Here is a 15130-nt window from a genome sequence, read left to right as displayed (position 1 = left end):
GTGTCGAGTTGACACCCCTCCCTGGTTGCAGCAAGTGCTGTGGCACGACTCGTGACGGGACCACACCACCGGAAACGCTCGCTAATTGCTGGTTCTGCGGGGGCTGCTTCCCAGGCCGCCTGGCTTTGCGCCGTTGAGGGTTGTGCCCTCCGGGTAGCCGAGTTGCAGGTACATCGTCACGTCGTCCCAGCGTTCTTGTCCCACGGCGATGGCGTTGGGCATGCGGCCGCATTCGCGGAAGCCGATGGCTTCGTAGAGTTCGATTGCGCCGTGGTTGTTGCCGCGCACGCCGAGCATGAGGATTTCGATGCCTGCCTCGCGGGCGTTGTCCACCAAGCCCCGCACTACCCGCTGGCCCAGTCCCAGGCCGCGTGCTGAGGGGTGGGCCATGATCTGCTGGATTTCGGCGCGGTGCTGGAAGACGGCGGTGCTGCCGCGTCGCCACAGGCCGATGGCCCGGACCACGTTGTCGACGGACACCGTTGTGAAGGCTGCGTTGTTGTCGCGGACCTGCTTCAGGGCGGTGTCCAGCCAGGTGGAGATGCGTTCCAGCGTTGGGGGCTCGTGGTAGCCGACGGCGCCGCCTGCTGCCACTACGTCATGGACGACGGTGTGGATCTCGGTGCGCAGCTGGTCGGTGGCTTCGGACAGCCATCGCAGGTTGATCTCTGGCATGGGGCGATCGTAATTGCGTCGAGAATTGTCAGACCTGGTCGTTATCGTCGTGCGGGTGGAGAACCTCGTTGAGGCCAAGGCGCTGACCAAGCATTTTGGGACGTTTGAGGCCGTTCGTGGCATCGATGTCGAGGTGCGCAAGGGGGAGGCGTTCGGGTTTCTGGGGCCGAACGGGGCTGGGAAGTCGTCGACCATGCGGATGATCTCGTGCGTGTCCGGGCGGACGGGTGGGGAGCTCAAGGTTCTCGGCATGGATCCGGGTGCCGATGGGCCGAAGATTCGCGCGCGGCTCGGGGTGGTGCCGCAGCTCGACAACCTCGATACGGAGTTGACGGTTCGGCAGAACCTGCAGATTTATGGAAGGTACTTCGGGATGTCGCGGCAGCGGTGTCGCGAGAAGGCTGCCGAGTTGCTGGAGTTCGCGCAGCTCACGGATCGGGCCGATCACGAGGTCGAGCCGTTGTCCGGAGGGATGAAGCGGCGGCTGACGATTGCCCGGTCGTTGGTGAACGACCCGGAGTTGCTGCTGTTGGACGAACCGACCACCGGGTTGGACCCGCAGGCTCGGCATCTGTTGTGGGACAGGCTGTTCCGGTTGAAGCAGGACGGCGTCACGCTGATCATCACGACGCACTACATGGACGAGGCCGAGCAGCTGTGCGATCGGCTGGTGGTGATGGACGGCGGGCGGATCGCGGCTGAGGGGTCGCCCAGTGAGTTGATCAGTCGGTACTCGACCCGGGAAGTGCTGGAGTTGCGGTTCCAGCCGGGGGCGCCGAAGCCGGAGCTGGAGCGGTTCGCCGAACGGGTTGAGGTGTTGCCGGATCGGTTGTTGCTCTACACGCAGGACGGCGAGCACACGCTGAACTTGGTGCACGAGCACGGAGTGCAGCCGGTGCAGAGTTTGGTGCGGCGCAGTTCGCTGGAGGACGTGTTCCTCAGGCTCACGGGCCGGACGTTGGTGGACTGATGCAGACGCTGAGGGCCTCTTGGTTCGGCTTTGAGAAGCATTGGTTGTGGTACCGGCGCAATTGGCGGGCCACGGCGGTGTCGAGTTTCTTGACGCCGGTGTTGTTCCTGGTGGCGCTGGGGCTGGGGTTCGGGTCGCAGGTGCAGTCGACGGCGTTGATCGGTGGCGTGCCGTACCTGCAGTACCTCGCGCCGGCGTTGGTCGTGGTCACGGCGTTGCAAGGGGCCACGTTCGAGTCGACGTACGCGATCATGTCGGCCTTCTTGTGGCAGAAGACGTACATCGGGATGGTGGCCACGCCGATCACGCCCGCGCAGGTGCTGTACGGGCAGACGTTGTGGATCGGGTCGCAGCTGTTCGCGCGGGCGGCGGTGTTCGTGGGCATCGCGGCGGTGCTCGGGGCGGCGGTGGGGCCGGGGATTCTGCTGGCGATTCCGTTTGCGACGTTGGCCGGGCTGGCGTTCAGCGCGCCGTTGGTCGCGTACAGCTCCACGTTGGACAAGCCGGACAGCTTCACGACGATCTTCCGGTTCATTCTGATGCCGATGACGTTGTTCACCGGGGCGTTCTTCCCGGTCAGCCAGTTGCCGTCGTGGTTGTTGCCGGTGGTGTGGCTGACGCCGTCGTGGCACGGCATCGAGCTCGCGAGAGGTGCGGCCTTCGGGACGATGGACCTCTTACCGGCGTTGGGGCACATCGCGTACCTCGTCGCGTTGACGGCCGGCGGCATCGCGCTCGGCGTGAAGTTCTTCCACCGAAGGCTGGCGGTATGACTCAGACCCTTGATCGAACGAATTCGGCGCCCGCCAGCGTGGGGCTGTTGTGGCGGGTGATCCCGCCTGGGCTGTACGGCGGGCGGGCCAGCATGCTCGTCGAACGGGCCGCGCTGGTGAACCGGCGGGCCTGGTTCGTGCTCGTCGGCGGGGCGTTCGAGCCCATGTTGTTCCTGTGGTCGCTGGGGCTCGGGTTCGGGCAGATGGTGAGCGCGGTGGCCGGGCCGGACGGGCGGCCGATCAGCTATGCGGCGTTCGTGGCGCCCGCGCTGCTGGCGGCGTCCGCGATGAACGGTGCGGTGTACGACGCGACGTTCAACGTGTTCTTCAAGTTCAAGTACGTGAAGTTGTACGACGCGATGCTCACGACGCCGATGGGGCCGATGGACATCGCGATGGGCGAGATCGCCTGGGCGTTGATCAGAGGTGGGCTGTACTCGGCGGGGTTCATCTGCGTGATGCTCGGGATGGGGTTGATCGCCTCGCCGTGGGCGGTGCTGGCGTTGCCGGCGGCCTTGCTGGTGGCGTTCGCGTTCGCGGCGGTGGGGATGGCGGCGACGACGTTCATGCGGTCGTGGCAGGACTTCGACCTCGTGCAGCTGGCGGTGTTGCCGCTGTTCCTGTTTTCGACCACGTTCTACCCGCTGTCGGTCTACCCGGGCTGGTTGCAGACGGTGGTGTCGTGGACGCCGCTCTACCACGCGATCGAGCTCATGCGGGGGCTCACGCTGGGCGTTGTCGGGTGGGGGATGCTCGGTCACGTCGCCTACTTCGCGGTGATGGCGGCCGTCGGAACGGTGGTGGCGGCGCGGCGGCTGGGCAAGTTGTTGCTGGACTGAACCCACCGGTTCCGGCACGCGATTCGGCGGGCACCGTGAGGGCCGTTACTCTGGTCGTGTGAGTGTCGAGTCTGTTTTCCCCAGGTTGGAGCCACTGCTGCCGCGGATCTCGAAGCCGGTGCAGTACGTCGGCGGGGAGCTCAACGCGACCGTCAAGGACTGGGACGCGGCGTCCGTGCGCTGGGCTTTGATGTACCCCGACGCGTACGAGGTCGGGCTGCCCAACCAGGGCGTCATGATCCTTTACGAAATCCTCAACGAGCTGCCTGACGTGCTCGCCGAGCGCACCTACGCCGTGTGGCCGGACCTCGAAGCTCTCATGCGTGAGCACGAGGTTCCGCAGTTCACGGTGGACGGGCACCGGCCGGTCAAGGCGTTCGACCTGTTCGGCATCAGCTTCGCCACGGAGCTGGGCTACACGAACATGCTCACGGCGCTGGACCTCGCGGGCATCCCGCTGCACGCGGCGGACCGCACCGAGGACCACCCCATCGTGGTCGCCGGCGGGCACGCGGCGTTCAACCCGGAGCCCATCGCGGACTTCGTGGACGCGGCGGTGCTCGGCGACGGCGAAGAGGCCGTTCTCGAGATCACCGAGATCGTGCGGACCTGGAAGGCCGAGGGCTGCCCTGGTGGCCGCGACGAGGTGCTGACCAGGCTCGCCGAGACCGGTGGCGTGTACGTCCCGCGCTTCTACGACGTCGAGTACCTGCCGGACGGCCGCATCCAGCGCGTCGTGCCGAACCGCGACCGCGTGCCGTTCCGCGTGTTCAAGCGGACCACGATGGACCTCGACGCGTGGCCGTACCCGAAGCAGCCGCTGGTGCCGCTCGCCGAGAGCGTGCACGAGCGGATGAGCGTCGAGATCTTCCGCGGCTGCACGCGCGGCTGCCGGTTCTGCCAGGCGGGCATGATCACCCGCCCGGTGCGCGAGCGGTCCATCGAGGGCATCGGTGCCATGGTCCAGAAGGGACTGGAGGCGACCGGCTTCGAAGAGGTCGGCCTGCTGTCTCTGTCCAGTGCCGACCACAGCGAGATCGCCGAGATCACCAAGGGCCTCGCGGACCGCTACGAGGGCACGAACACGGGCCTGAGCCTGCCCAGCACGCGCGTCGACGCGTTCAACATCGATCTCGCGAACGAGCTGTCCCGCAACGGAAGGCGCTCGGGTCTCACCTTCGCGCCCGAGGGCGGCAGCGAGCGGCTGCGGCGCGTCATCAACAAGATGGTGTCCGAAGAGGACCTCATCCGGACGGTGTCGGCCGCGTTCTCCAACGGCTGGCGGCAGGTGAAGCTGTACTTCATGTGCGGCCTGCCCACCGAGGAGGACGAGGACGTCCTGCAGATCGCGGAGATGGCGAAGAACGTCATCCGCGCGGGCCGGCAGGCGAGCGGCCGCAACGACGTCCGCTGCACCATCTCGATCGGCGGTTTCGTGCCCAAGCCGCACACGCCGTTCCAGTGGGCCCCGCAGTGCGACCCGGACACGGTCGACGACCGGCTGCGCAAGCTCCGCGAGGCCGTGAACTCGGACCGCAGCCTCGGCCGCAACATCGGCATGCGCTACCACGACGGCAAGCCCAGCCTCATCGAAGGCCTGCTCAGCCGCGGTGACCGCCGCATCGGCAAGGTCATCGAGGCCGTGTGGCGCGACGGCGGCCGGTTCGACGGCTGGAGCGAGCACTTCTCCTACGACCGCTGGACCAGCAAGGCCGCGGAAGCTCTGGAGCCGCTCGGCGTCGACCTCGCCTGGTTCACCACCCGCGAGCGCGAGGAGCTGGAGGTCCTGCCCTGGGACCACCTCGACTCCGGCCTCGACAAGGAATGGCTCTGGGCCGACTGGCAGGACGCGCTGGACGAACGCGAGCAGGACGACTGCCGCTGGACCCCGTGCTTCGACTGCGGTGTCTGCCCGGCGATGGGCACGGACATCGAGGTGGGCCCGACCGGCCGCAAGCTGCTGCCGATCTCACCGGTCGGCGTCGGTTCGCCGGTGAAGAACACGGCGCTCACGCCGTAAGGGCTGCTCACGCCACAACGGTTGCCCGCCCGCCCACCATCACGCCCGGTCCTGAGACCGTGGCCGTGATGGTGGCGGGCCGGCCCAGCGAATCGCCCATGTCGACGGCGATGTCCGCGGCCAGATGAGCCGCGAGGCAGGCCGTGCTGTTGGCGTTCGCGATGTCCTCAGGCACGCCGATGGACGGCGCGAACATCCGCGCCGCATACCGTCCAGCAGACCCAGGGCTGTAGACGTAGCAGCCCAGCAGGCCGAACTCGTCGGTCGCCGCACGCAACCGGCGAAGATCCGGTGTCAGCGCCGCGAGTCCGTCGGGCAGTTCGACGAGCATCCGCGGCCGGCCGAGCGTCGCGACCACGCACGTGCCACCCGCGCCCAACGCAGCCACGACGGCATCCCGCTCGGCCGTGGTCGCTGGCCTGACCTGCACCGGACCGGGATCGAAGACCCCTTCCACTCCATCGGGAACGAGCCTCGCCGTGCCGCGGAACGTCCGGCCACCGGCCCGAAGCGCGAACTCCTCGTCACCACCGGCGGCCAGCACGGCAAGCGCCGCAACCGTGCCGTGTCCACAGCCCGGCAACTCACCCTCCGAGGTGAAGAACCTCAGCGCGTTGCCCGGTCCGACGAACACGGCGTGCGAGGTTCCACATCGCCCCGGCATCGCCTGGCGTTCAGCGTCGGTGAAGTCTCCGTCGGTCAGGACAGTGGTCGGACTGCCGCCGCGCCCGTCGCGCAGACAGGCGTTGACGATCACTTGGTGACGGCGGCCAACGCGTCCACGAGACCGTGGCCGTAGAAGGAGTTGTACTCGGAGTAGCCCGTGCAGAACGCGTCCTGCACGCCGGTCCCGTTGAGGTCGTAGTCAGCGGGGCACGCGAGGGTCTCTGCCTGGGCGTTCAGCATGCGTCCCAGCGACACCGCGTCCGTCTCGGGATGCGTTGACGCGATCAACGCCGCCACGCCGGAGACGTGCGGTGTCGCCATCGAGGTGCCGCACGAGTAGTCGTAGCCGGACGGCACGGTGGAGAGCACACAACCCGTGGGTGTCCGGGTGTCACCACCGGGCGCGGTCACGTCGATCGCACCCAGCCCGTACGAGCTGTATCCGGCCTTGGTCTTGGTCGACTCGACAGACGACACGCCGACCACGTTCTTGAGTTGCGCCGGCAGCACCACGCAGGTCGAGTCGACCGGACGGGTCTGCGCGTCGCCGTTCGTCGGCGACAGCGAATCGCGCCCCGGCCGGGACAGGTCCGCGGCGTTGTTGCCGGCGGCCGCGACCGTCAGCACGTTGCGAGAGGTGGCGTAGTCGACGGCACGACGCACGGCCTCGTAGATCACGCGCTGACCGGGCTCGCTCTGGCACGTGAACAGGTACGGGTCGATGAAGTAGCTGTTGTTGGTGATGGTCATGCCCTGCGCGGCGGCCCACATGAAGCCGCACACCGCGTACTCGGGGTAGATGAAGCCGTCGTCGTCGACGACCTTCACGGACGCGATGCGCACGCCCGGTGCGACGCCCGTGGTGCCGCGGCCGTCGTCAGCTGCGGCGATGGTGCCGGCGACGTGCGTGCCGTGCGCGGAGGTCGTCGGGATCCACGCTGAGGGGGACGTGTCGGGCTTGCCGCTCAAACAGCCGGCGGACAGTTCGGGTGCCAGCGCCCCGGCCAGATCGGGGTGGCGGGCGTCGACGCCGGAGTCCAGCACGCCCACGACCACGGATTTCGAGCCCGTGCTGATCTCGTGCGCGGCCGGGGCCTTGATGAGATCCATGTCCCACTGCTCGCCGGACCGGACGCCGGACGGGCGGAACAGCTCGGTGTCGTCCTTCTTTCGCATCACCGACCGCTTGGCGAGGCTCTCGGCCTGGGCGCTGTACGCGCGCTGCGGGCCGATCAGCTTGAGGAACGACGGGTCCGGCGAGGTGGCCACCGCGACCCCGATCTCGGGGTAGTAGACGGTCGCCGTGCCGCAGGCTGCCGTGATCTCCGCATTCGCCACGTCAGGGGTCGTGAGCTGCGAGAACACCACGAGGTAGCGCAGCAGAGGACCAGGCTGGATGCACGTCTGGACGTGCGGCTCCGCACCAGCGGGCAGGGACACCGCCAAACACCCGGCCGCGAGCAGTGCGGTCATCGCCACTGCCCGTGCGCGGTGGAGCAGAGGCACCAGGGACCTCCAGGTTGGCAAGGCGTCCAGTCAGCCGGACCGTAGCCACGCGCAACGATCTAGACAAGCTGAACGTTCTGAATCGGGTTCACGGTACCGTCCTACCGGACGAACAGCCTGCGCCGATGGGACCGCTCACCCGTCGGAACACCCATGGGGAGCTCCACTGAGCCGCAACCTGCCCAACAACCCGTCGGCCGTGGCCGTGCAGAAACTGCGCCTCCGCTACACCAAGCGGGGGAGGCTGCGTTTCACTTCGCACCGCGACATCGCTCGCACGTTCGAGCGCGCGCTGCGCAGGGCCGGCGTACCCATGGCGTACTCGCAGGGCTTCAGCCCTCACCCGAAGGTGTCGTGGGTCGGTGCCGCACCGACCGGCGTCGCCAGCGAGGCGGAGTACGTCGAGGTGTCGGTGGTCGAACAGCTCGACCCGGAGGCGTTGAGGATCGCGCTCGACAAGGCCCTGCCGCCGGGCATCGACGTGGTCGACATCGTCCAGGCGCGAGGTGGCAACCTCACCGAGCGCATCGACGCGAGCGAGTGGCGGATCGAACTCGACGGTGTCGAGCCGGAGAGACTCGCCGAGGCGGTGAGCGTCTTCCTCGCGCAGGAGCGCGTGGAGGTCGAGCGTCTCACCAAGGACGGCAAGAGGATCATCGACGTGCGGCCCGCCGTCGTCTCAGCGCTGGTCGAACCCCGTTCGAGCGACGCCGGACACGATGAAGCCGCATTGTCACAACCGTGTGGGATACTCATGACGGTCGTTCGGCAGGTAACGCCTACCGTCCGACCCGACGACGTGCTGAATGCGCTTCGTGTCGTGGCCGATCTCGTGCCGCCGGTACCTGCGAGAGCAACCCGGATGGCGCAGGGAAGGCTCGACGGCGAAGGCAGGCTGGTGGACCCGCTCCAACAGGACAAGGAGTCCTGACGCAGGAGCGCTGGAACGTCACACCTGCTACGCAAACAGGAGGAGCGACGCTGCCAGCGGCGTCGTCGTGGGACCTGCGCAAGCGTGCGCCCAGAGAGGCGCCACGCAGCTGCGCGCGAGGCAAGGATTCCCGCCGCGAGCAGCGGTGGAGAGAGACAAGAGAGGCCCCTGCGCGGCCGCGTCCTCACGGGACGCGCCCGGGGGTGGAGGAGCTGCATGTCGAACAAGGACAAGCCTGCCGGTCCTACCGGCGGGCAGGGCGTGGTTGCCGCACGCCCTGAACTGGCGGACCTGCCGGACAAGTTGCGGGTTCACGCTCTGGCGAAGCTGCTGGACGTCAGCAGCAAGGACGTGATGACAGCGCTGGCCGACCTCGGTGAGGTCGCCCGAAGTGCGCAGTCGAGCGTGAGCCGGGACGTGGCCCTGAAGGTGGCGGAGACGCTGCTGGACTGGGACGACGTCGTCACCGGCGAGGTCACCGAGGACTACGAGGCCCCCGCGGTCCCGGCGTTCGAGGCACCGGCGCTCGCACCGCTCTTCGCGGCCCCGACGGCGGTGTTCATGCCGCCGCAGCCGATCGAACGGCCGAAGGTCCAGCCGGTCTTCGCGCTGCCGGAGGAGCCCGCCGCCGTCGTCGAGGACGAGAAGTCGGTCGGCGAGATCGCCGCGGACGAGCTCGACGCCGCCGAGTCGGAAACCGAGGACGAGGCAGAAGGCCGTCGCCGTCGTCGCCGTGGCCGTCGTGGCCGTGGCCGCGGCAAGGGCACCGACTCCGAGTCGGACTCCGAGGAGACCGACGAGGCCCAGACCGAGGACGCCGAGGCTCCGGCCGAGAGCACCGAGGCCGAGGCCGACGACTCGGACGACGAGGGTGACGAGGGCTCGACCCGCCGCCGTCGCCGTCGCCGTCGTCGCAAGACCGGCACGGACGAGGAAGCGGTCTCCGAGGACGACCCGCCGAACACGGTGGTGCACGTCCGCGAGTCCCGCGACGCGCGTGACGACAAGGCCGACTCCGAGGCCGCGCAGAACGAGGTGCGCAGCATCCGCGGCTCCACGCGCCTGGAGGCCAAGCGCCAGCGTCGTCGTGACGGTCGCGAGGCCGGCCGCCGCCGCGCCCCGGTGCTGACCGAGGCCGAGTTCCTGGCCCGCCGCGAGGCCGTGGCCCGCACGATGGTCGTCCGCGAGCGCGGCGACCGCACCCAGATCGGCGTGCTCGAGGACGGCGTGCTGGTCGAGCACTTCGTCACCTCGTCGGGCTCCGGCTCGATCGTGGGCAACGTCTACCTCGGCCGCGTCCAGAACGTGCTGCCGAGCATGGAAGCCGCGTTCATCGACATCGGCCGCGGCCGCAACGCCGTGCTGTACGCCGGTGAGGTCGACTGGGACGCCGCCGGTCTCGAGGGCAAGTCCCGCAAGATCGAACAGGCTCTCTCGAGCGGCGACTCCGTGCTCGTCCAGGTCACCAAGGACCCGGTCGGCCACAAGGGCGCGCGCCTCACGACCCAGATCAGCCTCCCCGGCCGCTTCCTGGTCTACGTGCCGGGCGGCGGTGCCACCGGCATCAGCCGCAAGCTGCCGGACAACGAGCGCAAGCGCCTCAAGGACATCCTGAAGAGGGTCGTCCCCGAGGACGCCGGCGTGATCATCCGCACCGCCTCCGAGGGCATCGTCGAGGAGGAGCTGGGCCGCGACGTCACGCGTCTGCAGGCTCAGTGGCAGGTCATCAAGGAGAAGTCCGCGAGCACCTCCACCAAGGCGCCGACGCTGCTCTACGAAGAGCCGGACCTGCTGGTGAAGGTCGTCCGCGACCTGTTCACCGAGGACTTCGCCCAGCTCGTCGTCCAGGGCGACGAGGCGTGGGAGGTCATCGACTCGTACGTCCGCCACGTGGCGCCGGACCTGCAGGACCGCCTGAAGAAGCACGTCGGCAACAACGACGCGTTCGTCGAGTACCGCATCGACGAGCAGCTGATGAAGGCGCTCGACCGCAAGGTCTGGCTGCCCTCGGGTGGCTACCTGATCATCGACCGCACCGAGGCGATGACGGTCATCGACGTCAACACCGGCAAGTTCACCGGTTCCGGCGGCAACCTTGAGGAGACCGTCACCAGGAACAACCTGGAGTCGGCCGAGGAGATCGTCCGTCAGCTCCGGCTGCGCGACATCGGCGGCATCATCGTCATCGACTTCATCGACATGGTCCTGGAGTCGAACCGCGACCTGGTGCTGCGCCGCCTGACCGAGTGCCTCGGCCGCGACCGCACGCGTCACCAGGTCGCCGAGGTCACCTCGCTGGGTCTCGTGCAGATGACCCGCAAGCGGGTCGGCACCGGCCTGCTGGAGGCGTTCAGCCAGACGTGTGAGCACTGCCGCGGCCGTGGCGTCGTCGTGTCCACCGAGCCCGTGCACTCGCACGGCGGTGGCAACGGTGGTGGTCAGCAGCAGCAACAGGCTCAGAGCGGTGGCCGCAAGTCGCGCCGCAACAAGGGTGGTGGCGAGCAGGCCGCCGAGGTCGTCGAAGCCGCCGTCGAAGCGCCGGAGGCTCCGGTCGTCGAGCCCGAGGTCGTGGAGCCGGGCGATCCCGAGGACACCTCGGAGTCGTTCGTCGCCGCCGACCAGGAGCACGACGGTCACGGTGGACGTCGTCGCCGCCGTCGTCGCCGCGACAAGGAGCCGCAGACGCCCGTCGAGGCGGTGGTGGACGCGGTCGTGGTCGAGGAGCAGGCGCTCAACGGTCACGTGCCGGTCGACGCCGATGACTCCGTCGACGCTGTCGAGGACCCGGCGCCGATCGAGCTCGAGCCGGTCGCAGAGGCCGCCCCTGAGGTGATCACCGAGGCCGCCGAGGAACTCGTCGAGCCCGTGACGGTGGCCGAAGAGGTCGCCGAGACGGCAGAGGAAGTCGCGGAAGAGGCCGCAGAGGTGGCCGAGGAGGTCGCTGAGGCTGTCGCAGCCGTCGAGGCGGCCGCGGTGACAGAGGAACCAGCCCCGGTCGTTGCGGAGGCTCCTGCGGCCCGTCCGCGCCGTCGTGCCGCCAAGCGCCCCGCCGGTGCACCGGCGGCGATCGAGACGCCCGCCCCGGTGGTCGTCGAGGTCCCGAAGCAGCCAGAGGTCCAGATGCCCGCACCGGTGGTCACCACCACCCGCAGGCGCCGCGCCGTGTCGCGGCCCGCGGGACCGCCGGTCCAGGAGGACTGACGCGAACGAGCGAGACCGGGGTCGCCTGCGGGCGGCCCCGGTTTTGCGTTGTGAGGGACCGCACAGCCTGCGGGAACGCGATCAGGGCACCCCAGTTTGCTACTGCAGTACCCACTCCCGTAACCTTGTTGACGGCCCGCCATCCGACGGGTCCTGTCGTGTGCCCCCTCTGCTGGTTCTTCAGTGGAAACACTGTTTCGCAGATCGGTGGGCGCATGGCCCGTCACCATCGAGTAGCAGGAGACTTCCGTCCTGATGTACGCGATCGTCAAGACCGGCGGCAAGCAGTACAAGGTCGCTGTCGGCGACATCGTCGAGGTCGAGAAGCTCGAGGGCGAGCCGGGCACCGAAATCTCCCTCCAGGCGCTGCTCGTGGTCGACGGCACTGACGTCACCGCAGACGCGGCGGCCCTGGCGAAGTTCTCGGTTACCGGCAAGCTGGTCGAGCACACCAAGGGCCCGAAGATTCGCATCCACAAGTTCAAGAACAAGACCGGCTACCACAAGCGACAGGGTCACAGGCAGAAGCTGACCCGCGTCGAGGTCACCGGCATCACCGGTAAGTGAGGACCTGACTTCTCATGGCACACAAAAAGGGTGCGTCCAGTTCCCGCAACGGCCGTGACTCCAACCCCCAGTACCTGGGTGTGAAGCGGTTCGGCGGTCAGGTCGTCAAGGCCGGCGAGATCCTGATCCGCCAGCGCGGCACCAAGTTCCACCCCGGCGTCGGCGTCGGCATCGGCAAGGACGACACGTTGTTCGCCCTGCTGCCGGGTGCGGTGGAGTTCGGCATGAAGCGCGGTCGCAAGACCGTCAACATCGTTGCGGTCGAGGTTCCGGCTGCGGTCTGAGAAGACCGCTCCGCAGCACGACTGAACGACTGTTAGACACCTCAGCGAGGGGCGGGACCGGTCATCCGGCACCGCCCCTCGTTGCTTGTTCAAGTCTTTTGAGAGGAAGTAGTTCCGTGGCTCGTTTTGTTGACCGGGTGGTGATCCACGCTGCCGCCGGCAACGGGGGCAACGGCTGCGCTTCCGTGCACCGCGAGAAGTTCAAGCCGCTGGGCGGCCCGGACGGCGGCAACGGCGGGAGCGGCGGCAACGTCGTGCTCGTCGTCGACTCGCAGGTGCACACCCTGCTGGACTTCCACTTCCGCCCACACGCCTCCGCCACCAGCGGCAAGGCCGGCGCCGGTGCGAACCGCGACGGTGCGAACGGCGAGGACCTGATCCTGCGCGTGCCCGACGGCACCGTGGTGATGACCGAGGCCGGAGACGTTGTCGCGGACCTGGTCGGCGAGGGCACCCAGCTCATCGCCGCCGCCGGTGGCCGTGGCGGTCTCGGCAACGCCTCGCTGGCGTCCAAGGCCCGCAAGGCGCCCGGTTTCGCGTTGCTCGGTGAGCCGGGCGAGACGCGGGACCTGGTGCTGGAGCTCAAGTCCGTCGCGGACGTCGGCCTGCTCGGGTTCCCGTCGGCCGGCAAGTCGTCGCTGATCTCGGTGCTCTCCGCCGCGAAGCCGAAGATCGCCGACTACCCGTTCACCACGCTGGTGCCGAACCTCGGCGTGATCACCGCGGGCGAGACCATCTTCACGATGGCCGACGTCCCCGGCCTGATCCCCGGCGCGTCGCAGGGCAAGGGCCTCGGCCTCGACTTCCTGCGCCACATCGAGCGCACCGCCGTGCTCGCCCACGTCGTCGACTGCGCGACGTACGAGCCCGGCCGCGACCCGATCGCGGACATCGACGCGCTGGAGAACGAGCTGGCGGAGTACACCCCGTCGCTCGGCGGCAACTTCGCGGACCGCCCGCGCGTGGTGATCCTGAACAAGATCGACATCCCGGACGCCAAGGACCTGGCCGACATCGTCCGCCCGGAGATCGAGGCCCGCGGCCTGCCGGTGTTCGAGGTGTCGACGGTGTCCCGCGAGGGACTGCGCGAACTCTCCTTCAAGCTCGCCGAGGTGGTGCGCGAGTACCGCGCCGCCCAGCCGAAGAAGGAATCGACCCGAATCGTGCTGCGGCCGACCGCCGTGGACGACGAAGGGTTCACCGTGATCGAGGACCCCTCGGTCGAGGGTGGCTTCATCGTCCAGGGCCACCGCCCCGAGCGCTGGATCCGCCAGACCGACTTCTCCAACGACGAAGCCGTCGGTTACCTCGCGGACCGCCTGCAAAGGCTGGGTGTCGAGGACAAGCTCGTGAAGATGGGCGCCATCCCCGGCTGCCAGGTCACCATCGGCGACCTGGTGTTCGACTGGGAGCCGACCACGCCCGCCGGCATCGCGATGACGATGACCGGACGTGGCACGGACATCCGTCTCGAGCGCAACGACCGCATCGGCGCGCACGATCGCAAGGCCCTGAAGAAGGCCCGTCGTGCGCCCGGCGACTACGGCGACAACTTCGAGGAGTAACCCGTGACGGCCCCCGTGGTCTCACAAGCTCGCAACGCGGTCGCTTCGGCGAACCGGATCGTGGTGAAGGTCGGTTCTTCTTCTCTGACGACGGCCGAGGGCGGCCTCGACCCAGCGCGTCTCGACGCGCTGGTCGACGCCCTCGCCGCCCGGTCCGCCGCGGGCAGCCAGGTCGTGCTGGTCTCGTCCGGCGCGATCGCCGCGGGCCTGGCGCCGTTGAAGATCTCCCGGCGCCCCCGCGACCTCGCCACCCAGCAGGCCGCGGCGAGCGTCGGCCAGCTGACTTTGGCGCACGCCTACGCGAACTCGTTCGGCCGCTACGCCCTGACCGTCGGCCAGGTCCTGCTGACCGCCGACGACGTCGTGCGTCGCGCCCACTACCGCAACGCCCAACGGACGTTCGACCGTCTGCTGGCCCTGGGTGCCGTGCCGGTCGTGAACGAGAACGACACCGTTGCCACCGAGGAAATCCGCTTCGGCGACAACGACCGGCTCGCTGCCCTGGTGGCGCACCTGGTCGGTGCCGACGCGTTGTTCCTGTTGTCCGACGTGGACGCCCTCTACTCCGGCGATCCGCGCAAACCCGGTGCTGTCCGCATCTCCGAGGTCGGCTCAGCGTCCGATGTGGACGGTGTGAAGGCCGGAACCGTTGGTGCGTCCGGACTCGGCACCGGCGGCATGGCCTCGAAGCTGGCCGCCGCCCGACTCGCGTCCTCCGCGGGCATCCCGGTCCTGCTGGCCGGCGCCTCGGACGCCTCCCGGGCGCTGACCGCGGCCGACGTCGGCACCGCCTTCGCCGCCACGGGTTCCCGCCTCACCGCCCGCCGCTTCTGGCTCGGCTACGCCACCGACGCGAACGGCCGCCTGCACCTCGACGACGGCGCGGTCGCCGCCGTGGTCGGTCGCCGCAGGTCGTTGCTGGCAGCCGGAATCACGGGCGTGGACGGCGACTTCGAAGCCGGTGACGTCGTGGAACTGGTGAGCCTGGCGGGCGAGGTCGTGGCCCGCGGCGTGGTCGGCTACGACTCGGCGGAGCTGCCGTCGTTGATCGGCCGCAAGTCCCACGACCTGCCGGCCGAACAGCGCCGCGAAGTCGTGCACGCCGACGACCTGGTGCCGCTGCACCGCTGAAC

13 protein-coding genes are annotated in these 15130 nt (G+C 68.8%); 10 read left to right on the top strand and 3 right to left on the bottom strand.

All coding sequences use genetic code 11. The features are described from left to right. Positions 1-81: 81 nt before the first annotated feature. The gene (locus tag ACWGE0_RS42030) at positions 82-675 is read right to left on the bottom strand and encodes an N-acetyltransferase family protein (RefSeq protein ID WP_452266464.1); all 594 of its coding nucleotides are present in this window, start codon (positions 673-675) and stop codon (positions 82-84) included. Between the two features lie 55 nt (positions 676-730). On the opposite strand from ACWGE0_RS42030, the gene ACWGE0_RS42025 reads away from it, so the two are divergent. From ACWGE0_RS42025 to ACWGE0_RS42010, 4 genes are read left to right on the top strand one after another with little or no spacing between them, the layout of a single operon-like run. Then, positions 731-1645: an ABC transporter ATP-binding protein gene (locus tag ACWGE0_RS42025; RefSeq protein WP_452266463.1), complete on the top strand. Its 915-nt coding sequence runs from the start codon at positions 731-733 to the stop codon at positions 1643-1645. Continuing rightward, on the top strand, positions 1645-2418 hold the full coding sequence (locus ACWGE0_RS42020) for an ABC transporter permease (RefSeq protein WP_452266462.1): 774 nt from the start codon (positions 1645-1647) through the stop codon (positions 2416-2418). Before ACWGE0_RS42025 ends, ACWGE0_RS42020 begins: the two co-directional genes overlap by 1 nt. Continuing rightward, positions 2415-3257 (top strand): ABC transporter permease, encoded by an 843-nt coding sequence (locus tag ACWGE0_RS42015; RefSeq protein WP_452266461.1) that lies wholly within the window; start codon positions 2415-2417, stop codon positions 3255-3257. Before ACWGE0_RS42020 ends, ACWGE0_RS42015 begins: the two co-directional genes overlap by 4 nt. 58 nt (positions 3258-3315) lie before the next feature. Continuing rightward, complete coding sequence (locus ACWGE0_RS42010; RefSeq protein WP_452266460.1) at positions 3316-5277, top strand: TIGR03960 family B12-binding radical SAM protein; 1962 nt, start codon at positions 3316-3318, stop codon at positions 5275-5277. Positions 5278-5284: 7 nt separating this feature from the next. Here the strand turns inward: ACWGE0_RS42010 and ACWGE0_RS42005 are convergent, their stop codons facing one another. Both ACWGE0_RS42005 and ACWGE0_RS42000 read right to left on the bottom strand, forming a co-directional pair. Next, positions 5285-6034 carry a PhzF family phenazine biosynthesis protein gene (locus ACWGE0_RS42005; protein ID WP_452266459.1) on the bottom strand — a complete coding sequence of 250 codons (750 nt, stop codon included), beginning with the start codon at positions 6032-6034 and terminating at the stop codon, positions 5285-5287. Then, on the bottom strand, positions 6031-7416 hold the full coding sequence (locus tag ACWGE0_RS42000; protein ID WP_452266458.1) for a S8 family peptidase: 1386 nt from the start codon (positions 7414-7416) through the stop codon (positions 6031-6033). The genes ACWGE0_RS42005 and ACWGE0_RS42000 overlap by 4 nt, the downstream gene beginning before the upstream one ends. A gap of 238 nt (positions 7417-7654) precedes the next feature. Between ACWGE0_RS42000 and ACWGE0_RS41995 the strand changes: the two genes are divergently transcribed. The 6 genes from ACWGE0_RS41995 to proB all read left to right on the top strand — a co-directional run bounded on the left by ACWGE0_RS41995 (position 7655) and on the right by proB (position 15128). Beyond that, positions 7655-8380: a TIGR03936 family radical SAM-associated protein gene (locus ACWGE0_RS41995; RefSeq protein ID WP_452266466.1), complete on the top strand. Its 726-nt coding sequence runs from the start codon at positions 7655-7657 to the stop codon at positions 8378-8380. 216 nt (positions 8381-8596) lie between these two features. Further along, positions 8597-11581, top strand: a complete 2985-nt coding sequence (locus ACWGE0_RS41990; RefSeq protein ID WP_452266457.1) for a translation initiation factor IF-2 N-terminal domain-containing protein — start codon at positions 8597-8599, stop codon at positions 11579-11581. A gap of 255 nt (positions 11582-11836) precedes the next feature. Beyond that, a complete protein-coding gene (gene rplU / locus ACWGE0_RS41985) occupies positions 11837-12148 on the top strand; it encodes a 50S ribosomal protein L21 (RefSeq protein WP_030479431.1) in 312 nt (103 codons plus the stop codon). A 14-nt stretch (positions 12149-12162) separates the two neighbouring features. Continuing rightward, a complete protein-coding gene (gene rpmA / locus ACWGE0_RS41980; RefSeq protein ID WP_319968109.1) occupies positions 12163-12432 on the top strand; it encodes a 50S ribosomal protein L27 in 270 nt (89 codons plus the stop codon). 116 nt (positions 12433-12548) lie between these two features. Beyond that, positions 12549-13997, top strand: coding sequence for a GTPase ObgE (obgE, locus tag ACWGE0_RS41975; RefSeq protein WP_452266456.1), 1449 nt, complete (start codon positions 12549-12551; stop codon positions 13995-13997). A 3-nt stretch (positions 13998-14000) separates the two neighbouring features. After that, positions 14001-15128: a glutamate 5-kinase gene (gene proB, locus ACWGE0_RS41970; RefSeq protein ID WP_452266455.1), complete on the top strand. Its 1128-nt coding sequence runs from the start codon at positions 14001-14003 to the stop codon at positions 15126-15128. The last annotated feature ends 2 nt before the right edge of the window (positions 15129-15130 follow it).

The organism is Lentzea sp. NPDC054927, from assembly GCF_053610285.1.
Note: the sequence above shows the minus strand (reverse complement) of the source record. Positions and strands in the feature narration are given on the sequence as shown.